The following is a 20,972-nucleotide window of genomic DNA, read 5'->3' as shown; positions in this document are numbered from 1 at the left end:
GCGAGAGGCCGGGGGAAAGAAGCTCTTCAATTGTGTCCATTCGGTCATGGTCAGGTCCGTTGGATAAACTCGCGGCAGTGTATTCATCCCTCAAGCTTACCAATCCCTTTTTCAAAACACTCTCTTAGGGCCAAACATGCCGTGGCAGTTCTCACCCCGACTGTGGAGTATTCGTACCAAGAGTGTGGTCTTGGTCATTCTCTATGTGCTCGCCCTGTATGGCGTGTACGGAGGATTTACGCTGTATCTCCTCCATCGGGAATCACTCGAAGCGCAAGATCGTTTCGAGCAGACTGCCAAGATGGTTGCGACACAGCTCGATGCGCATCTCGAAGCTGGGCAACAAAAACTGACCATGGTTGCCACACTGCCCGGGTTGTCATATGGGCTGCAGACGTTGTTTGAGACGCAGAATGGCGGTGAGTTCCCGGCGTGGACAACACTTCATTATATTTTTCTGCAATCGCCCGTGTTCACCGGTGGGATGTTCCTGCTCGATCAGGAAGGAAAAGTACGTTGGACCGAACCTCCGAGTCTACCAGGAGTCGGACAATGGCTCTCTTCTCTTCCTGCTATCGCTGAGCTGTACAAACACGGTCAGCTGGTGGTCTCTGCTGGGATCGAAGCCGACCAGTTCCTGCCGTATCCCCATGTGATCATGGCCGTTCCTATCCGCGGCCCTACAGGGGAAACAACAGGAATCCTTGGTGGTGTCATTGACCTCACTGGGCCAGCGCTGGTGAACATCCTGGGGGGTGTCTCGACCGTGCGTAACCGGTTTGTTGAGATCCTCGACCAAGAAGGTCGTGTGATCGCGAGTACCAAAAAAGATCGACTCCTGCAGCGTTTCTCGGTTGAACCACAACAAGAGGACGCTCTGCTGATGGCATCCGCCGACTTACAGCAAGCCCCTTGGCGTGTCGCGTCCGGGCAACCTCGGAGTATCGTTTTCGCCGATGTGTCGCGAATGCATCACTTTTTGTGGTGGTGTGGATTTGGCATGATCTTGCTTGCCATTGCTGTGGGTGCACCGTTTGTGAACAAGGTTGTTGGTCCGATCAAACAACTGACGAACGATGCTGAACGCATGGCCGGTGGTGACCTGTCACAACCAGTCGAGATCAGAGATCGTCACGATGAAATTGCCACGTTGTCACGTGCCTTTGAGCACATGCGTGTGGAACTGGATCGCTCTCGCACGGAACTCGAACAGCGACTGCAAGAGCGAGAAGAACTGATTCGTCTCAAGGAAGAATTCCTCGCCAACATTTCACACGAACTCCGGACTCCTCTCCATGTGGTCATGGGCTATGCTGACATGCTTCTTGAACAGGAGTCAGATGAACTCAAGCGCAGTATGCTTGGCCATGTACGAACCAAAGCTGATCAACTGTTTCGCTTGATGAGTGACTTGATGACCGTCTCAGGCTTGAACACTGGAAAGGTCGCACTGCAAGTGAGTTCCGTGATGGTCGCTGATCTGCTTGACCGTCTTGAGCCTCTGGCCGAGCAACTGCGAGGTGACAAAGACCTCGAAATTGTCTGGGACTCTCCCACTCCTTTACCAGTGATGGAGACGGACGGGCTTCGCCTTGAGCAGGTGTTGACCAATCTCGTGACCAATGCCGTCAAGTTTACCCAAAAGGGACAAGTGATCATCCGTACTCGTCAAGCTGTGGGGCAAGGGCTGATCATCTTTGAGGTCTCCGATACTGGCATCGGTATCCCTGCGGAAGAACTCCCGTCCATTTTTGACGAGTTCCGTCAGGTCGATGGATCGATCAGCCGTCGCTACGGTGGTATGGGCTTAGGTTTAGCGCTCGTTAAAAAGCTCGTGTCACTTTTGCAGGGAGAGATTTCGGTCATCAGCCAGCTTGGGCAGGGGACGGCGTTTACCGTTACCTTTCCGTTACGTTTGTCTCCTTCACCGACGGCGGAGAAAATGCGCAGCGCTCCACCACTGCGAGAAAGCGCTCCGAGTATGACCAATAACACGATAGAGGTCGAAAAGCGGATCGCCTGAGCGCACTCCTTGGCTCCTCTGTAGATTTGTTCAGCAGTGAATCGTTTCTCACCGAAACTTCTCCACCCGTTCATTTGCATCAGAGATGGGGAAAACACTTGCTTCTTCAAACGCGACGGCTTCACCCACAGTTTTCCCACTTCCTTGATTGTAGAGCACCTTGTAGGCGGCAAGAGAATCGCGACTATTGGTAAGAATCTTCTCGGTGAGCGTTTGTACCGCTGCGTCGAGTTCGGCTAACGGCACGGCACGATTCGCGATGCCCCAAGCCGCCGAATCACGACCAGTGAAGGTATCAGCAGTGAACGACAATTCCCGTGCTTTGCGAAAACCAACCGCCTGTGGTAAGCGAGCACTCATTCCCCAGGTTGGGCGCAACCCCCATTTGGCATGAGTATCGCCCAGTTTGGCTTCCTCAGCAATGATCACGAGGTCACATGCCAAAGCGAGCTCTAGTGCGCCGGTGAAACAAAATCCGTTCACTTTTGCAATGACAACTTTCGGGATCGTCTGAATCGACGTGATCAGCGCACGTGCAGGATCGTCGAGGATCGGTCCGATAGCGCCATTGTTCAACGGTAATTTCCCGAGTGCTTTCAAATCGACTCCAGCAGAGAACGCGCGCCCTACACCAGTAAGAACAACAACCCCAATATCCTGAGATGCTCCAGCGTGGTCGACGGCCTGCTTGAGTTCAGTCAGCATCGTTGTAGTGATAGCATTGAGGACGACCGGACGATTCATAGCAATAGTTGCGACACCATTTGTGTGTTCGACGAGAATAGTTTCGTACGCCATAGATTTTCCTTTGGCTGAGAAACTAACCATAAGGACGAAGGAGGAGCAATGGCTGAGGGAGTGGCTTTTATTGATGGCAAGTATGTCGCTGCTGATGACGCAAAAATCTCTGTCTTCGATCTCGGCTTTAGTCGCAGCGATGCGGTTTATGATGTGGTGTCAACATGGAGAGGGCGCTTCTTCCGTTTAGATGACCATGTCGAACGCTTTCTCCGCTCACGCCAGGGCGTGCGTATCCCTTGCGTATACAGCAGAGACGAGATCAAGCGTATCCTGGCCGAGTGTGTCTATCGCGCCGGTTGACAAGATGCCTATGTTGAGGTTGCTGTCACACGCGGACGATTCCTGGTCCAGGGAAGTCGTGACCTACGACAAACGAAACCAACTTTCTTCGCCTATGCTGTACCCTATGTCTGGATCTCTCCGCTTGAGAAACACCGTGAGGGGGTCCACGCGTACATTGCGAGCACGTCACGTATTCCCGACTCAGCCGTGATGGCACGGTTTAAGAACTTCCATTGGGCCGACCTCACTCGTGGTCAGCTCGAAGCGCTTGACGCTGGAGCAGATGTGGCGGTGCTCTGTGGTATCTCCGGCTACCTGGCTGAAGGTCCAGGGTTTAACGTGTTCTTTGTGAAACAGGGAAAAATCTTTACGCCGCAGATGAACGTACTCGAAGGAATTACGCGGAAGACGGTTATGGACCTGGCCAAGGAAATTGGTGTTGAAATAGAAGCTGGGGACTACCCGGCGGATGCCCTGCGTAACGCCGATGAAGCATTCATCAGCTCAACTGCCGGAGGTATCATGCCGGTGACAAAAGTTGATGGGAAAACACTTGGTGATGGTCAGGCCGGTCCGATCAGTTGGCGGTTACAAGAACTCTATTGGTCAAAACGTGAGGCCGGATGGTTGGGGACAAAGGTCACCGACTTGATTAAGTGAGGCGAGGTGACGAGTGAAAAATGAAAAATGAAGAAACGGAGACTTTGGACGAGAAACAACTCCCTCTTTTCCTTATTCGCCGCTCTGCATTTTGCATTCTTCATTTTTCATTGTCCTGCTGTTCCATCGGCATAGACTGGTGCGCGATTCTGACCCACCCGCGAGACTGAGAAACGACACGTGCCAAGAAGGTAAGTGCCGCTTTTATCTTGTGCCGCTAACACCCCGTGAAACTCCATCCGTCGACTTGGCGCTTGCTCTTTCAGTGGCCGTTGATGTTGCAGAACGCAGCGCAGTTCCTGTCCAGCCTGCGGCCACCGCGCAAAGTGGACGGTGACGGCAATTCCGGCATAGATGCGTTTCTCAATATCGTCGACAATCGTTACACCTGGCTCAGTAGCATACGCAAGATCAAGCTGCTTCATGTACGCTCGGGCACTCTGGCCGATCGGCCAGAGCAGTGGCGGTGCATCCTTGATCTCATCGCCAGTAGCAATGATGATCTCAGGCTGCCACAGCTCACGATCGGTTAACTTATCTGCAACGGCCTGACTTATATCATACGGCAGTGGTCGCGCTTCTTGTTTCTTGGCATAGATCACATGCCATTTGCCGACCCGACCACTCGTATCATTCCCTTTGCTAAAGTGGATACGGAATCCGCGATCACCCGCCCACAAGCCTTCAGCTTCTTCTACTGTGACGTTGACCGTATCGCCCCCGCGTGCGCCTTCTTTGAATTCGGCACGGTAGCCTACCAGCGACATGTCATTCATCGAGTTTACACCGAGAGCAGCAAAGCCAGCTTGGTGGGCACGTGTCAGCATTCGTGGAGCAGCGAGAGTGCCCACAGGATTGAGCATCTTCTGCGTGACGGTAAATGTATCAATCTGTTTCATTGTTTGTACGCAACGTAGCGTGCGCTGTGCGCACGCTTCTCTTCATGACAAATGGAGTACCGCTTTTCCTGGGACACCACGGTTATAGAAATCAGTTGCGACCTTCGCAATGTCGGTCCACGGGGCTTCGAGTTCAATCGGGGGACGCACCGCCCCTTCAGCGACCAGCCGAGCGAGACGCGTGAGCCCGTCTGATGCTGGCCATGTTTTTACTTCGTGAAATAAGATGAAGCCATACAATACCGTTCCGCCAACCATGAAGAAATTTCGCGCGTTGAAGGTAACATCGGGAGATGCAGAGACGCCACAGGTGACACAGACACTGTTGGGTGCAAGCATCTGTAATGCCGCACCGAGCGCTGCACCACCGACCGATTCGATAATCATATGATAGGGACCAAATTTGCTGGCTGGACTAATGTCATCACCAATGACAACCTCCTGCGCTCCGGCGTCTCGTGCATACTTTTCACGCTCTGCGCGTCGGACGACGCCAACCACCCGCGCGCCACCGTGACGAGCAAGCTGGCAACCAAAGACACCGACTCCACCGGAAGCACCAGTTACCAGAACCGAGCGATTCAACAATGAGCTATTGGCACGGTCGAGGGCATACAATGCTGTTAACCCAGCAACAGGTAATGTTGCTGCCTGCGCAAATGAGACTGAATCAGGCAGCACAGCGAGTTAATGAGTCGGTACCGCAACCTGTTCAGCCCACGCTCCCACTGGCAGTAAGCCAACAACACGCGCACCAACCTTCGGGCCTGAGCGGTCATCAGCGGCTTTTTCGACGACACCAGCAAAGTCCCAGCCTGGACGCCAACCCGCGTCGGCAGTGAGTGAGCGACGCACCTCGCCTAAATTGAGCGAGATTGCTGATACTCGAACAACTGCCTCTAAAGGGAGCGGCGATGGTGCGGCGACGTGTTTCAGGGTCAAACGACCTGGCAGGTTAGGATCGACAACGACGGCACGGATTTGTGTCATGAGCGAAGTACCTCCATTCGTGATGCGTGATGCGTGATGCGTGATGCGTGTTCTTCTCTTCCCTATAGCCTGCAGCCTATAGTCTACAGCCTTTTTCCCCTACAGCCTTTTCCGAGTAATCACGCCCTTTTCACGCAACTGTTCGAGTTCGCTAGTGGACAAGCCGAGGCTCTGGAGAATTTCGTCATCATGCTTGCCCAGGGCCGGAGCTTCGGTGCGCACCCGGGTTGGGGTGCGTGAAAACTTCGCTGCTGGGCCAGTAATCGGAATCGTTGAGCCATCAGCTTGCTGTGTGTTCTGCAGCATATCGCGTTCGAGCACATGCGAATCTTGCGCGGCTTGTGCGTAAGTACGAATCGGTGCGGCAGCCAGTCCTGCCTTGATGAACATCGATAGAACTTCGTCGGCGGGTCGTGTCTCACACCATGCGGCAATTAATGCATTGGCTTCTTCGCGGTGATTGAAACGATTCGCTTGCAGGGCGAATTCAGGATCTTCCGCTAAGTCTGGTCGCCCAATCAGCCGCGCCAGTATCTTCCAATGTGAATCGAGCACGACGGCGAGACGAATATGGCCATCGCGGCATGCATAGACATTCGCAGGCATCGCATACGGCGATTCATTCCCCCAACGCGGTAAGGGGACTCCGAGTGCCGCGAGCGTCAAATTGCCATTGGATTGGAAGAGAATTGAATCGAGCAGCGAGACATCAACATGTTGTCCTTCGCCAGTGCGACTCCGATGCGACAGCGCTGCGAGGGTTGCTAGTGCACCGTGCATACCAGCGAGATCGTCACATAACGCTGTTGCCGCACGTACCGGCGTGCCTTCGCGATTGCCGTTGAGCGACATAAACCCGCTGGCAGCTTGAGCCAAAGTATCGTAACCCGCGCGATCGTGGTCCGGTCCGAACTGTCCAAAACCGGAGATCGACGTGTAAATGATGTCTGGCTTCACTTTGCGAACAGCATCGTAGCCGACACTCCATTTATCCATCGTTCCAGGACGGAAATTCTCGACGACAATATCCGAGCGAGCGGCAATTTTGAGGAAGATGTCCCGTCCTTCGGGCTTGCGCAAATCAAGACTAAGGCTGCGTTTATTGCGATTCACTGTAGCGTGCATGTTTGAGATCGGCGGATTGGTTTCAGGAAGAAAGGGAGGAATCGTACGACTAATCTCACCGTCCGGCAGTTCGACCTTAATCACGTCTGCACCGAAGTCAGCGAGCAAGCAGCCACACATCGGCCCTGCCCAGGTGGTTGTTGCTTCAAGGACGTGGATGCCAGCCAGCGGGCCGGGAATGTCACGACGAGCGTCACGGAAAAAATCGGTTTTGTTCATAGGGTTTCCCTCACATTACCCAGTATTCATGAGGGAGCTGTCATTCTGAGTGCAGCGAAGAATCTCTCTGAGAGACCCTGCACTTCGTTCAGGGTGACAACTCTCAAAGGACTCCACTTAACTTTCCGCATCCGGTTGTGTCTCAGGCGCAGCTTTAGCAAATGCTGGCTGAGTTTGGCAAAACGAGTCAATCTGCACCAACGTCGGACAAGCTGTGAGATCGCAACCAAAGCGGCGCGCGTTGACCATTTGTGGAACGAGACACAAGTCCGCAAAGGTCGGCGTGCTGCCAAAACAGAAACCGTTACGGTTTGGTATTGTCTTCACCATTTGTTCTAAGGCAACGAGGCCTTCGGTGATCCAGTGCCGTCCCCAGGCTTGAGCCTCAGCTTCAGTATGGTGAAGCGTAGTCTGGAGGTAATTTAGGACCCGTAGATTCTGCAGCGGATGCATCTCGCAGGCGACCGCGAGCGCTATGCTTCGTACCAGGGCACGGTCGGCGTGATCGCGGGGCAACAACGGAGGGCTGGGATAACGCTCTTCGAGATATTCCAGAATTGCCAGCGATTGGGTGAGCATCCGCCCGTTATCTTCAAGTGTAGGGATCAGCGCCTGGGGATGGATTGCTTTGTACGATGGCGTGAGATGTTCCCCGCCCCCACGTCGCAGATGAATCGGGATATACTCATACGACAAACCTTTGAGGTTGAGGGCAATGCGCACCCGATATGACGCTGAACTGCGGAAATAATTGTAGAGTTTCATTGTTTCCCCTCCTATGAGACGCGGACGAGGTTGCCTCACCGCTTGTCTCATAGGTCAACGGTTTGGGTGGTGCAATGGGGAGAATGTGATCTCGGAGGGAATGTTCCCAAAGCCTACTAGCCGAATCTTGACGCTCATGTTGTAAGGGTGAGGAAGGTATGCTGAGGGAGTACAATGCAGCAATCATCGAATAAAGCTGGTTTGACACTGGTGAGTTGGGACCTTGTGGGTGATTGAAGAAAGGTTGACTCTCACAGATCGTATTGCGGTTGAAGGATTATAAAAAGTGAGGGAGGGTGCACCGGTCGTCGCGAAACCTGCCTCGGCTGAGCTAAATCCATCCGGTACTCCGACGCAGACCGCATCTGTTCCTGCTGTAGCGGGGCCCGCGACTGTGACAAAACCAAGGGAGAAATAGTATGGCCCGGTTTTTCTGTCAATCGACCGGAAGAAGTGTTTCACGAGGTCATGCCGCCAGAAATGGGGTTTGCCTGGAACTCGCTCTCGTTCCAGCAAAAGCGCGCTGAAGGGAACGCCGCAGGAGTTTTTTCACTTTCCTTGCTGTTTGTTTTTCTGATTCTTGCAGCACTGTATGAAAGCTGGTCACTACCATTCAGTGTGTTACTAGGGACACCGATCGCGATCTTCGGGGCGTTTCTGGGGTTGTTGATGCGACAGTTTGAGAACAACGTGTACGCACAGATCGGACTCGTCATGCTGATCGGATTAGCCGCAAAGAACGCAATTCTGATTGTCGAGTTTGCCAAGCTGGAAGTGGAACGTGGCAAGTCCGCGCGTGAGGCAGCATTGAGCGCTGCCCGGTTACGCTTACGCCCGATTCTGATGACCTCGTTTGCGTTTACCCTCGGTTGCGTACCCTTATGGGGAGCCTTTGGTGCCGGAGCTGTCGCGAGACAAATTCTCGGAACAGTGGTAATCGTCGGTATGCTGACCGCAACGCTCATCGGTATTTTTCTCGTGCCAGTACTCTTTGTGGCGATCGAAAGACTAACGGGCCGCAAAGAGCGAACTCCCGCACTGCAAAGAACTGAAGCGGTGGTGGCTGAAGGAGTAACAGATTGATTATGAAGATGTTGGTAGTGGTTGTTTTTTTGACGAGCTTGACAATAACTTCTTGTTCTCTTGGTCCACAGTATCAACGCCCAACGACAGTTGCCCTCGATGATTATCGCAGCCATGTTGGCATCCCCGAAGCAACCGCCTTTGCCGATCTCCCTTGGTGGGATGTGTTTCGTGATGAGGCCTTGAGCGGGTTAATTAACGAAGCACTCAAGAATAATTACGACCTCCGTATTGCCGCTTCGCGTGTTGAACAAGCACGAGCTTTGTATGGGGTCGCACGCGCGGAGTTTTTTCCTCAGATTGGTTACGACGGAGGGGTAGGCCGTTCCGCAAATATTTCCCAACTTTCTGTGGTGACTCCGCGCGGACAAGAAAACTATGCCTTCAGAGGGATTTTCAATCTTGCCTGGGAGGCTGATGTGTGGGGTCGGATTCGTCACTCGACCGATGCAGCGATCGCGGAGTTGCTTGCGAGCGAAGAGTTCCGGCGTGGCGTTGTTCTCTCCTTAGTGAGTGACGTTGCGCAGGCATACTTCGAATTGCGCGAGTTTGATCTTGAATTGGAGATTGCCCGGCGGACGTCTGAATCTTTCCAAAAAACCCTTGATCTCTTCTCTCGTCGACTACAACTTGGCGTAGCGTCAAAGCTGGAGACCTCACGCGCTGAGGCTGCTCTTGCCTCGACGGTGGCAGTGATTGCGAATCTCGAGCGATTCATTGTTGCTAAGGAGAATCAGATTTCCCTTCTTCTTGGGCGCGCCCCTGGACCGGTCCCACGCGGCGCTGGGTTAACTGACCACATGTTTCCTCCCAATACACCACCGGGATTGCCATCACAGCTATTGGAACGGCGCCCAGATATTCGCCAGGCAGAACAGTTGCTGATTGCTGCGAACGCACGGGTTGGTGTGGCACAGGCGAACTTTTTTCCTCGTATCGGCCTGACGAGCTTGTTTGGTGGTGCCAGTGAAGATGTCGAAAAAGTATTTCTCAATAGCGGCAACATTTGGTCCGTCGCTGGCCAAATGGTCGGCCCTATTATTCAAGGTGGACGTTTGACGAGTTTGCATCAAGCTGCCATTACGCAATGGGAACAGGCGAAGTTACGGTACGAACAGTCAGTGATTACCGCCTTGCGAGAAGTCTCCAATGCGCTGATCAACCAACAAAAGCTGGCGGAAGTACGCAAGGGACAGGAACGGGCGGTTGCCGCGTTACAAGAATCTGTTCGGCTTTCTACGTTACGCTATACTGGTGGTTTCGCGGGTTACTTTGAAGTGATCGAAGCCCAGTTGCAACTCTTTCCTGCAGAGAACGCATTAGCGCAAACCCGCCGTGATCAACTTATTGCCGTGGTGCAACTGTACAGAGCCCTGGGAGGCGGGTGGGCAGCGTATGCTGAGCAACCGCAACTCCCACTGAAATGGGAAGAAGTTGTACGCCCGTAGCGAGTAATACCAAATCTTTTTGATGGTAGCGTTTCCGCACCTGAGTGCTGTGTCATTCTGAGCCGCGGAGCGGTGAAGAATCTCTCTGAGAGAGCCTTCGCTCCGCTCAGGGTGACACGCACATGCGCCTATCTTTCGAAAGCTGGTATGAGCACTGCTTCTAGTGCGCCCAAAAACCGACGAAAATCATCGAGCGTGAGATGGCCCATGTTGGCGACACGGAAGATCCCAGTGGCAAGTTTGCCCTGGCCTTCGTAAATGACGAAGCCGCGCTCTTTGAGGCTGTCGTGCATACGGGGGTAGGTCATACCTTCTGGGAGAAGCAAAGACGTGAGTGTGTTCGATTGGTGTGCTGCCGGTAACAGTGCTTTCAGTCCGAGCCGTGTGAAACCTTCACGGAGCAGTTGCGCGGCGGCACGGTGACGTTGGACGCGTTTGGCGACGGTTTCTTCTAAAAGTTCATCAAGTGCGGCATCGAGCGCATACCAGGTTTGTACAGATGGCGTGAACGGAATGCTCCGTCGTTCATGTGCTTCCCAGTGTAACGGCAAATGCAGATAGAGCGAGCGGCGTGGGTACTGCTGCATCGCTGCCATTCCTTCATTGCGGACGAGGACAAAAGAGACCCCAGGTAACCCCTGGACACATTTGTTGGCCGTGCACGCACAGAGATCAACGTGGTCACGAACAAGGTCGAGATCTTCAGCCGCGAGTGAACTGACGGCATCAAGCAGTAACCAGCGGCCAGCACGATGAGTGATGGTGCCAACTTCGGTGACAAGATTCAGCAGACCAGTTGTCGTTTCATGGTGTACGTAGGCCACGGCATGAATAGCTGGATCATCTCGCAAGGTCGTCTCGATCTGGTGCAGATCTGGCCGTTGGGTCCATTCGTAACGCAATTCAACAGTAGGAATACGGTGCGCCTCAGCCATGCGCAACATACGTTCGCCATAGACCCCGTTATTGATAACTAAGAGTTTTTTGCCGTCAGGAAGTGCTGATGACACCATCGACTCAACTGCGAGGGTACCGGAGCCGGTGACTGGTACCGCAGTATATCCACCAGACGGAGCGAAGGCTTGGAGCAACTTCGTGCGGATTGCGACGAGCAGGTCAGAAAACTCTTCCTCACGATGACACAAGTCACCGCGGAGCAAGGCTTGTTGCACTCGTGGTGAGACGTTGACGGGGCCGGGGTTTAATAAGATATGCTGGCGCATAATACATGAAGAATTAAAAATGAAGAATTAAAAATTCGCAAACAAAAGGACGTGAACAACTTTCTCTTTGTTTTTCCCTTTTTCATTCTTAACTCTTAACTCTTAACTGGCCTTGTCCCACTGGCAACTATTTCCCCAGGGCCTGCATGAAGCGAGCAGCAATCTCTGGCGGTTCGTGCGTGATCCGTCCGATGTGCCGCTCTTCGCGGTCAGGTTCGATCTTGATCAACAAGAACGACGGGCCCGGGTGAGAGAGAAACTCTTGGGCTGTTGAACGTAATGCCGTTTCGTTATCTACCCGCGTTGCCTGTTTGTACCCACTTGCTCTGGCTATTGCTTCTAACGCCACCTGGCCGGAAACCGTGCGTTGATTGCCCGTAGAGCCATAGACTTCATTATCAAACACAAAGTGTATGAGGTTCTGCGGCTGAGTAGCAGCGATCATCGCGAGCGAACCCATGTTCATCAACACGTTACCATCACCATCGAAGATAACGACACGGCGGTCGGGTCGATTCAATGCCACACCTAAGGCAATTGACGAGGCCAACCCCATCGAACCAATCATGTAAAAATTGCCGAGTCGATCTTGAATGTTAAATGACTCACGTGAAATGAACCCGTTTGCATGGACAACGACTTCATCACGCAACAAGGGGATCACAACCGAGAGTGCTTCGGCGAGTTTCATTTCATCACTCCCGGGGGCAGCAATAAGGCGACAGGTTTCTTGGTGTTCCTGAGTGTCTCTGCTGCCCAGTCGATTGATTCTCTGACGGTGTCGGCATCGAGGACTTGATGAGGAAGCTTCAGTGTGGACAGCAGCGTTGGCGATATGTCGCCCATAATCAGATGCTCTGGCGCATCTTTCCCTTGATAGCCTCGCCAGGTGATGAGCAGCAAGCAGGGAAAGTTATACATCAGGCTCAGCGAGGCCAATGCATTGACGCATACACCAAGACCGGAGTTTTGCATGATGACGGCGGGTTGTTTACCCGTCATGAACGCACCTGCCGCCAAGCCAACCGCTGCATCTTCTCGTGTCTCAGGAATATAACCGCCGCGCTCTTCCAACGTGGCAATGAGGCTTTTCGCTAGTGAACAGGGGACTCCAGTGAAGAAGTCAAACCCTGCATCGACGAGATAACGAAGAAAATCTGGACCGGAGGTCATAATTAAAAATTAAAAAGTAAGAATTAAAAATGAAAAATTGAGAATACAAAACGAGCATTACGGAGAGCAATATGTCCCCATCCATTCTTCATTTGGCATTTTTAATTTTTCATTGATTGTTTTAGTGTCTTCGTGCAATGCGGCGGCGCACTTGCTCTTGTGTCCGTTTTTCTTTCTTCGCCACTAATTCTGTCAGCGTTGTCCCTGCTTCTTGCGCCGCGGGGCGAGTCAATAACATTGGGAGTACCCCAAGTGAAGCGACTAAGACGCTGCCGACTGCCAGGGTCAGTAAGAGTCCCATGCTGAAAATTCCGTAGTACCGCGCCACCATAAGGCTGCCGAACCCTACCATAGTCGTCAGCGAGAACAAGGCCACTGCTTGCCCGGTGCTGCCGGCAACTAACTCGGGTCCACTTTCTCCAGCCTCGCGGAAACGATGCACGATATGAATACCGTTCTCGACACCAATGCCGATAATGAGTGGCACTGCCACGAGGTTCGCAAGATTAAATTGCAAGTTGCATAACCACATCAAGCCCGCAGTCCAAATGACACCAAGCACTAAGGGAAGAACCGCAAGCAACGTATCGCTGGTTCGGCGTAAGGTGAAAAAGGTAACGACCAAGATTGCTAGAAATGCATACACCGCACCTTCGATGTAGCCTCGTTTCATCGCCCCGATGGCTTCATAACCGATCACTGGTGATCCGGTCACATCGGGATCAACCTGGCGAAGCTGTGAGATAAATTCCTCAAGCCGATCGCGTTCGCGAATGTTGTATTTCGGATAAATCTGTAGAAGAAATTTGGTTCCGTCTCGACTAATGAAGCGACTCTTGAGTTGCGCGGGAATATCAGCAAAAGATATCGGTCCAGTCGGATCGAGATTATCGCGGAGCAAACTCCACTTACTCCCAAAGTCGACAAGCAGTGCTTGTTGGAACCGCACCAAGGCGGCTTGTGCTTGGCCTTCCGGCACCTGTTGCAAGCGATCGATAACGGAGAGGAGCGCTTGTCTGGCTTCAGCAAGTTCCTGGTCGGCAGGTTTCTTTTGCGGGGCCCACTCAGTGTTGTCGGTGCGAATTTTGAGTTTGAGTCTGTCTAAGGTCTCCTGCAAATCTCGTACATCGACCGGAGCCGTAGGCGGTAAGACTGGAGGTAAATCGTTGAATGCCGGTGCAAGTGCACGGATCAATTCTAGCCGCTCGGCTTGTTGGTCGGGAATCAATGAACCAACACTTTCCACTGCCTCAACTGACGAAAGCTGCTGAAACGCAGCAGCTTTTTGCATGGCTTCGGTAGGGGTAGCGGCAGTCGTCAAGGCATTCCAGGATGACCGTTCTGAATTCTCGATGATCCGCTTTTCCCATTTGACTGATTCGGTGCCACGCGCCTGCAGATTTAACAGGTTGTAATCAAACGATAAGGTCGGGAGTGCAGCCAGAGAACAGAGTGTAATAAGGATAAGGACTGCGATGAGGATCGGATGCCGGCGAGCGAACACCGAGCCGAGCCGGGCAAAGGCTCCGGCGAGAAAGGTATGCCGTCCTTCGACTGCGTGCCACGGACGATACGATTCCAGCAAAACGATGAGGGCAGGGAGGACCGTTACCGTTGCGACGAGGTATAAGAGTAGTCCTCCGCTGGTGATAAGGCCCAGCTCCTGAATGCCGCGAAAGTCGGCGAGCATGACAGCAAAGAAAGCAAGGGCTGTGGTCACCGCTCCGGCAGTAATTCCAGGCACTGTGTGCTCAAATACCTCCGCTAACGCTGCCTGCAGGCTTTTTCCTTGGGCGCGCTCCTCTTCATAGCGGGCCATGAAGTGGACGCCAAAATCGTCGGCTAAACCAAGGAGCAGTGGGCCGACGAACATGGTGATGACAGTGAGGTGTCCCACCGCGAGTGAGATAAATCCCATCGTCCATGCCAACCCGATGCCGAGCGTACAGGCAATCAGCAATGGGTGGCGCATTTTGCGGAAAAAGACGAAATACAACAGAGTGATACCGACGAAACAGACAATCGTTGCTATACCACCGTCGGCTTGCACGCTGACCATTTCATCGCTGTCCAGGGCTTTGGTGCCGGTGACTCCGGCAGCGAGGCCAGGGAACTGTGGGCGAAGCGAGGCAACTGCTTGTCGAATCGCCGCGATCGAGCTCTGCTGTTCGCTGAACCCATCCGCTTCATCTTCTTTTGGTTCGACCATTAAGAAAACGAAACGGCGATTGGCAGAAACGAGGTAGCCATTATCTGACCACTCTTCTGTGCCGCCAAAAAACTCGGCCCACGGTGACCGGTAGCCGTAGTCGTCGCTCTTTAGCGTACGATCGAGTTCTTGCAAAAGCGATTTGAGGAACCCGATCTGCACGGGTTTGCTGTCCTCTTTACTTTTGCTTTCCTCGCTTTCTGGTGAATCAAGGCCAAAGAGGTTACCGACGAGATGGGAGACCATGCCAGAACTGACTTGTTGGTTGATGGCACGAAACAGCGGGTTTATCCCTGGGGAGGTAGTAAGGTCATGGATCAGCGTGTGGTACTCTTCTATATTCTCGCGCAAGCCACGGAGGTCTTCGGGTGACAAATAAAGGAGTTTCTTGCCTTCGAGTGTCGAGGTATCGATGCGATAAAACACTTCAGCGACGTTCTTGGTGTCACGAGCTAGAATATCGCCTAGTTTCGTAACGAAATCTTTCCCTTGCTGAACATCGCGGGGCTCGACGACAACCACCACCTGGTCGATGCCCATGAACTCTTGCGCATATTCCTCATCAAGTTGTACGTAGCGTTTATTCGAGGCAATCAGATCGTTGTGCCCAGTAATAAATTCAAGATGATGAATGGTGTAGAACACCGCCAGAGCAGCAAGCGCAAGGCTCGATAGCAGTATGGCCCACGGAGAGGAAGTAGTTAGAGTGGCAAGAAACTGGAGAAGCCGTTGTTCGTTGGTAATAAATGTTTGTTTAATGCCTTTGGAATCCATGCGTGTCTCTAGGTTGTGTGCAGAGGCTAACGCGGAACTGACACACTGGTGACACTTGACGAGGTCGCTCCCCAATAGTGTCCTTCTGCGCAACGCGAAGAATCTCTCAGAGAGACCCTTCGCTGCGCTCAGGGTGACCTTCCCAATACGTCAGTCTTTGAAACTTGGTTCAGCTCTCCGCCAGCTTCTCCCGCATCCGTTTAATGAGCCCCTGATACGATTCCTTGTTGATTACTTGCTGCATTTGACTCTGGACGTTCGTCACCAGACTGACACCGTCAAGCAGGACATCGTCAATCATCCACTTCCCATTCACTTGGTGCAGTTGGTAATCGACCCCGACTTGCCCTTCCTTCGGATGGCTGACTTTCGTCTCCACCACTGCCCCACTACCATTCATTTTTTCTCCGGTGTAGTCAATTGTCAGGTCCCCGAAGAACTCTGCGGACTTGGGATAAGCGATTTTCTGGAAGAGTTGCACCAACAACTGGGAAAAATTCTTTTGCTCAGTGCCACTCAATTTTCCCCATTGGTCTCCGAGGACGCGTTTGGCGAGATCTTGAATAGCCAGGGTTTCTTCCGCCACTTTGAGCGCTTTGCTATTTGCGGCGCGCTCTGGTGACGAATCCGTAGCTTGCGGTTTATACGAGCGGACGGATTCAATCAGTTTTTGCACTGTGGACGTGGGGCCTTCTGCCCAACTCAGCAGGGGAACACTGAATGCCAGAAGCACGAACGAAAGTGCGAGAGTCCACTTTTTCATTGGTTTCTCCTTTGCGTGAGCACACCTTACTTTCAGGTGCCCTCTCGGAGCTAAACACGAGAGCAGGCAAGGAGTTCTGTAGTCTGGATTGTTTGTGTGTGATCGTAGTCCCCACCTGGGATGCTGTATCGCTGCCCTGCTCCGGCTTGCCTGTAGCAGTCACTAGTATTGCAGGTCTGAGACCTCTTCGCCAACAACCAGGCTCAGTTTCGCCAAGGCGATATTATAGTCTCTCACGGCTTCGTAATAGTCGTTCGCAGCACGCGTATAATTTCCCAGCCCAAGAAAGATATCTTGGGGCTCGCCAATACCCAGCTCAAAATTGGCGGTTGAAAGTGCAACGAGTGCTCGCCCTGCTTTGCGACCGTCATCCGTAATTTTCACCCGTTCCTTTGCCTCTTGAACGTTGAGGTAGGCTTCTTTGACTTCAACCGGAAAACTGTTTTCGGCAGTTTTTCTCTGTGTTTGCAGTTTCATGAGTTCTGCTTCACTACGTGCGACTTTGGCTGCCGTGCCGTTAATGTCAAAATTCCACCGCAGACCAAGCACTGGTCCGGCAAATGCAAAATTGAAGTTATCAAAGATGAACGGGTTGGTTTGACGGGAACGTCCAGGCGCGTAGCCGTAGCGAATCGGGACTGCCAGGAAGAAAGTGGGAAAGTAATCACTCTTGGTCAATGCGAGTTCCGCTTCTTTTGCTTGAATGCCGAGGAGCAAGCGATTCCATTCCGGTCGGTTCTTAAAGAGGCGCTGCACGTAATAGTCAAAATCCTTGAGTTGAGCGGGTTGCGGAGTGAGTGCCGATTCGGCAGGAGTGAACTGCGCAGTTTGCGGCAGTCCCATGACGCGCAACAAGGCTGCTTTAGTGAGTTCGATTCCGTTATCGAGTTTTCCGACTTCCTTCGCGACTCCGGCATAGCCAATTTTAAGGTTCAAGACATCTAGCTGGGAGATTGAGCCTTTGCTGCTTTTCAGCCGTTCATCGGCTGTGGTAACCGCTTTCTGAAAGCCGTCACGAACATCACCAAGGAGGGATTTTACCTGTTGGGTATATTGCAAGGTGTAGTAAAACTCTTTGACCTCGCGCGCGGCTTCCGTTTTTTTCTGGGCAACGTTGGCAAATTCTTGTTCGACGCCTTTGGTCGCAGCGGTGATGCCGTTGGTAATTTTTCCCCACGTGTATAAGGGATACACAAATTGCCCTTCAAAGCGGACGAACGGTCCGATTTCATCAATGCTGCCAGTACGGATCGGCCTATTCCCTGCAACGCTTCCTTTGGCGTCGTTGACAGCACCAAAGACGCTGGTGAATTCACCTGTAGGATAGGCGCCAGCCTTTGCCTGTTGCAAATCGCTCTCGCGCAGGGCAACCTCCCACTTCACTTCTTGAACGGAGGGATGGTTCTCAATCGCTCGTTTGATGCACTCAACCAAGGTGAGCTTCAGAGACGTGGTCTCTCCTTCTTCTTCAGCGGCGGAGCTTTTGCCACCTGAGAAAAAGAAGAACACAAGAACTATGAGGGCTAGTTTGCCCCTCCCTGTGTGATCGCTCCATAGCCATTGCATACAGACACCCCTTCTCATGCAGGTTGTGGATTCTCAGGGGACCAGCAACCTGCCCCCGCATTCAAAACGGACTATTTTACTTCTTTGCTGTGGTTACGAACACAGTGTGGGGGAATAACTCAGGAGGCGGTTGGAGATACATCGCCTCTTTTAACCGAACTACGGAACGTTCGTTCACTTTATGCTGTACCCTTGTGGTCGTGTCATTCCTGAGCGTTGCGAAAAATCGCTCAGAGAGCCCCGTCTTTTCCGCAAGGTAAAAAGACGAGGATCGTTTGATATCTCGACGTGAACGTTCCGCCCTACGCTTTACTAGGCACGGCAACTGTAGCGGTGCCGATGACCCAACGCTCGCCGTCATCGTTCTCCATCCACAGGTCGCATTCGACCGTATGATCGGCGTCATGTTTTTGGGTCACCGCGCCGCGTAGATGAATGTTCCTGTCAGGTAATACTGGACTACGAAAGGTTGTGCCAATCCGTTTGATTTCCGCGGCTTGATTCCAGTCACTAATCATGCGCGCCAACAGGCCCATGCTCATGACGCCAGGCGCAATCATCCCAGGCAGGCCTTCTGCTTTTGCGCCCTCGTCATCGGTAAAGCGCGCGACATACATATTGGCCGTCTTGGCATATCGCCGCACCTGATCTTTGCTCAACGGCATATCGATCGGTGTAATCTCGTCGCCTTCTTCGATCTCTTCAAAATATACAGTGCTCATCGTTGCATAATCCTATGATCAATGACCGCAACCTTCTCGTTCTTTTGATTCTTGACTTCGTTGCGAATGACAATGAAATACATCGAGCCCGTACGGCCAGTCTTTTCGTAGATCTCATGAATGGTGCTCAACATGGTGAGCGAGTCTCCCGGACGAACCTGCGCGAATACTTCGAGATCGCGCCCCCCATCAAATCCAACTTTGCCGAACTTCGGCAGGTTCTCAGGGGAGAATTTATTGGGGCGGAGTTTCGTGACAAAGGTCGGAGGAGCAACTAACTCTTTGTGATGCCCCTGACGAGCGACAGTTTCATCCGTATAGAGTGGATTGGTTTCCCCAAGGGCAGCGGCAAATTCGAGAATCTCTTCCTTCGTAATCGGAGGAAACGCAGTTTCGTCGAAGACTTTACCCAGAATAGATTTATCAAAGTCGAGAGCCATAAGTACACTTCCTTAAGAGGCAGAAGAATCAACCTGCTGACGCTGAGGACGAAAATCGACTGGACGATAGCCGCCCGTACGCAGGGTATCGACTAAATCTTCCATAGAGTTGATGTCGCGATCAAATTCAGTGGCACAGAGGCCGATGAAGCTTACTAAGTGTGAATCACTACCGCCAAACGCATGATAACCGTATTGATCGAGAAGTTCGGCGACCCGTTCGTTCTCGCCCTTTTTACTGCCACCGTTGAGGGCTTCGACTCCAATGACACCTTCGAGCGGGGGTTTGGTTTGGTAATGTTCAATCAGTCCTACGGTTGGTCGTCCGGGATGGCAGGGCATGGCAATGCCACCCATGCGTGCAACCTCGGTAATCAATTCTTGAGCAGGAAGGCGGACATTCTTGAAATCGTAGCGCTTCAAAATGTCGTCATTGACACCGTAGACAAGGATATGACCATATTCGGTTTCGATCTCCGAAGCCTTGAGAATAAGCATGCCATACTTATCTTCGAGGTCGCGATACTCGCCAGATTTGTTGAACTGCCGATGTTCGGTTAAGACGAGCCCCTCAAGTGGGCGTTCCTCGCGCTTACGGGCGAGCCATTTCAAATAGGCTTCGACGGGAGCGCGGCTGTCATCCGATGCTTCTGAGTGGAGATGTAAATCAAGAATTCGTGCCATGATGTATCCTAAATAGCCTGCGTTGAGGCTCGGCTTTTAGTTTTGCAATCCGGCTATGGTGCCAGAATGGGAGAAGGATGGCAATGTGTCAGGGCGGCTTCCGGGGTTTTGTAAACCCTGGGCCACACTTTATACTGCCGTCGACACGAAGTGGCGATTGAAGGAGGAAGCGGTTGGAGAGTTGAGGGAGGGCGAAAGAGCTGATCGCTAGACTGTTGTAATACCAGCAATACCGGAGGGACATACACTCATGAAGAAATCAACATCCAACGAAAACACCCGAATGCAGGAGGGACAGAAGAGTCTGCAAGCAAAATTTTTTGCTTGTGTTTATGCCTTTGGACTGATGACTTTCTGTAGCTTCAGCTTCGTGCCGAGGCTGGCATGGGCCGCCGGGACGATCTATGTCGACCTGAAAACTTCCTCGGCCTCCTGCGCAAAATACAATCCGTCCTCACGATCGTGTGGTTCAGGGACCGACACTGCCTATAAGACTATTGCCGAGGCTGCCGCGGCTGCGACTCCAGGCACGACAGTAATACTTCGCGAAGGCTCCTACAATGAACCGTTGGCTCCATCGACGTCCGGTGCCCCCGGCCAATATATTACGTTTAAGAACCACGGCAGTGAGCAGGTGCTCCTTGGTGGGGAGACCGGGATCGTCTTGTCTAACCGTCGCTATATCTGGATTGAAGGGTTACGTGTGGAGGATCGCTTCTGGTTGGAAGCGAATAACTCGGAGGCGGATTTTGCGACGAATTTCCAGAACCGAAGCTTTCATGTGGTCAAAAATTGCGTCTTTAAGCGGACCCCGGCGACCGGTACGACCGGCAACGTCCGTTTTGTCCGTAGTCATGACAATCGTTTCCTCGACAATACCGTTGAAGATGGGGTTGATAACACGGAAAACGCGCTTCAAGTGCAGGGAAACCCGAGGAGTTGGGCGAGGTAGGACAGGTGCCAGCCTGGGCGTTTGCGCTTAACTTTGAGCGAACCTTTGCCGGGGTCCCCGCGTAAGAGCGAGACGGCCAAGCGGTTGAGGAACGCCCGGTTCTCCGCCGTCGTGCGATCATAGACCCGGCGGGCATCTTCGCGAAACACGACATCTAACACCCAGTGCAGG

The 20,972-nt window shown here is 52.6% G+C and carries 19 protein-coding genes and 1 pseudogene; 6 read left to right on the top strand and 14 right to left on the bottom strand.

Features of this window, described 5'->3' with window-relative positions:
* Positions 1–136 precede the first annotated feature (136 nt).
* Positions 137–2,023, top strand: a complete 1,887-nt coding sequence (locus FJ147_18600; protein MBM4257887.1) for a sensor histidine kinase — start codon at positions 137–139, stop codon at positions 2,021–2,023.
* 48 nt (positions 2,024–2,071) lie between these two features.
* Here FJ147_18600 and FJ147_18595 read toward each other — a convergent pair whose 3' ends face one another.
* Positions 2,072–2,851 carry an enoyl-CoA hydratase/isomerase family protein gene (locus tag FJ147_18595; protein ID MBM4257886.1) on the bottom strand — a complete coding sequence of 260 codons (780 nt, stop codon included), beginning with the start codon at positions 2,849–2,851 and terminating at the stop codon, positions 2,072–2,074.
* Positions 2,852–2,869: 18 nt separating this feature from the next.
* On the opposite strand from FJ147_18595, the gene FJ147_18590 reads away from it, so the two are divergent.
* Both FJ147_18590 and FJ147_18585 read left to right on the top strand, forming a co-directional pair.
* Positions 2,870–3,124 (top strand): hypothetical protein, encoded by a 255-nt coding sequence (locus tag FJ147_18590; GenBank protein MBM4257885.1) that lies wholly within the window; start codon positions 2,870–2,872, stop codon positions 3,122–3,124.
* 42 nt (positions 3,125–3,166) lie between these two features.
* Positions 3,167–3,766, top strand: a complete 600-nt coding sequence (locus FJ147_18585; GenBank protein ID MBM4257884.1) for a hypothetical protein — start codon at positions 3,167–3,169, stop codon at positions 3,764–3,766.
* Between the two features lie 107 nt (positions 3,767–3,873).
* Here FJ147_18585 and FJ147_18580 read toward each other — a convergent pair whose 3' ends face one another.
* The 4 genes and pseudogenes from FJ147_18580 to maiA form a co-directional block, all read right to left on the bottom strand.
* Positions 3,874–4,665 carry a hypothetical protein gene (locus FJ147_18580; protein MBM4257883.1) on the bottom strand — a complete coding sequence of 264 codons (792 nt, stop codon included), beginning with the start codon at positions 4,663–4,665 and terminating at the stop codon, positions 3,874–3,876.
* A gap of 42 nt (positions 4,666–4,707) precedes the next feature.
* Positions 4,708–5,655: pseudogene (locus FJ147_18575) on the bottom strand (zinc-binding dehydrogenase).
* Between the two features lie 99 nt (positions 5,656–5,754).
* Positions 5,755–6,999: a CoA transferase gene (locus FJ147_18570; GenBank protein MBM4257882.1), complete on the bottom strand. Its 1,245-nt coding sequence runs from the start codon at positions 6,997–6,999 to the stop codon at positions 5,755–5,757.
* Between the two features lie 117 nt (positions 7,000–7,116).
* Positions 7,117–7,764: a maleylacetoacetate isomerase gene (gene maiA / locus FJ147_18565; protein ID MBM4257881.1), complete on the bottom strand. Its 648-nt coding sequence runs from the start codon at positions 7,762–7,764 to the stop codon at positions 7,117–7,119.
* A 468-nt stretch (positions 7,765–8,232) separates the two neighbouring features.
* On the opposite strand from maiA, the gene FJ147_18560 reads away from it, so the two are divergent.
* Positions 8,233–8,847, top strand: a complete 615-nt coding sequence (locus FJ147_18560; GenBank protein MBM4257880.1) for a hypothetical protein — start codon at positions 8,233–8,235, stop codon at positions 8,845–8,847.
* Between the two features lie 2 nt (positions 8,848–8,849).
* On the top strand, positions 8,850–10,295 hold the full coding sequence (locus FJ147_18555) for an efflux transporter outer membrane subunit (GenBank protein MBM4257879.1): 1,446 nt from the start codon (positions 8,850–8,852) through the stop codon (positions 10,293–10,295).
* Positions 10,296–10,423: 128 nt separating this feature from the next.
* On the opposite strand, the gene FJ147_18550 is transcribed toward FJ147_18555, so the two are convergent.
* The 9 genes from FJ147_18550 to FJ147_18510 all read right to left on the bottom strand — a co-directional run bounded on the left by FJ147_18550 (position 10,424) and on the right by FJ147_18510 (position 19,849).
* Complete coding sequence (locus tag FJ147_18550; GenBank protein MBM4257878.1) at positions 10,424–11,518, bottom strand: 2-aminoethylphosphonate aminotransferase; 1,095 nt, start codon at positions 11,516–11,518, stop codon at positions 10,424–10,426.
* Between the two features lie 127 nt (positions 11,519–11,645).
* Positions 11,646–12,209: a sulfopyruvate decarboxylase subunit beta gene (locus FJ147_18545; GenBank protein MBM4257877.1), complete on the bottom strand. Its 564-nt coding sequence runs from the start codon at positions 12,207–12,209 to the stop codon at positions 11,646–11,648.
* Positions 12,206–12,691, bottom strand: coding sequence for a sulfopyruvate decarboxylase subunit alpha (locus tag FJ147_18540; protein ID MBM4257876.1), 486 nt, complete (start codon positions 12,689–12,691; stop codon positions 12,206–12,208). The genes FJ147_18545 and FJ147_18540 overlap by 4 nt, the downstream gene beginning before the upstream one ends.
* 121 nt (positions 12,692–12,812) lie before the next feature.
* On the bottom strand, positions 12,813–15,674 hold the full coding sequence (locus FJ147_18535; protein MBM4257875.1) for a hypothetical protein: 2,862 nt from the start codon (positions 15,672–15,674) through the stop codon (positions 12,813–12,815).
* Between the two features lie 169 nt (positions 15,675–15,843).
* Positions 15,844–16,437, bottom strand: coding sequence for an ABC transporter substrate-binding protein (locus FJ147_18530; GenBank protein ID MBM4257874.1), 594 nt, complete (start codon positions 16,435–16,437; stop codon positions 15,844–15,846).
* A gap of 162 nt (positions 16,438–16,599) precedes the next feature.
* Positions 16,600–18,021 carry a TolC family protein gene (locus FJ147_18525; protein MBM4257873.1) on the bottom strand — a complete coding sequence of 474 codons (1,422 nt, stop codon included), beginning with the start codon at positions 18,019–18,021 and terminating at the stop codon, positions 16,600–16,602.
* Between the two features lie 284 nt (positions 18,022–18,305).
* A complete protein-coding gene (locus FJ147_18520; GenBank protein ID MBM4257872.1) occupies positions 18,306–18,725 on the bottom strand; it encodes a hypothetical protein in 420 nt (139 codons plus the stop codon).
* Complete coding sequence (locus FJ147_18515) at positions 18,722–19,165, bottom strand: MaoC family dehydratase (protein MBM4257871.1); 444 nt, start codon at positions 19,163–19,165, stop codon at positions 18,722–18,724. The genes FJ147_18520 and FJ147_18515 overlap by 4 nt, the downstream gene beginning before the upstream one ends.
* A gap of 12 nt (positions 19,166–19,177) precedes the next feature.
* Entirely contained in the window at positions 19,178–19,849 is a 672-nt protein-coding gene (locus FJ147_18510) for a hypothetical protein (GenBank protein ID MBM4257870.1), read from the bottom strand.
* A 250-nt stretch (positions 19,850–20,099) separates the two neighbouring features.
* On the opposite strand from FJ147_18510, the gene FJ147_18505 reads away from it, so the two are divergent.
* On the top strand, positions 20,100–20,801 hold the full coding sequence (locus tag FJ147_18505) for a hypothetical protein (protein ID MBM4257869.1): 702 nt from the start codon (positions 20,100–20,102) through the stop codon (positions 20,799–20,801).
* Positions 20,802–20,972: the final 171 nt, after the last annotated feature.

This window comes from Deltaproteobacteria bacterium (assembly GCA_016874775.1).
Lineage (GTDB): Bacteria > Desulfobacterota > Binatia > Bin18 > Bin18 > VGTJ01.
The sequence above is the reverse complement of the archived record's forward strand: the minus strand, read 5'-3'. Positions and strand labels throughout refer to the sequence as shown.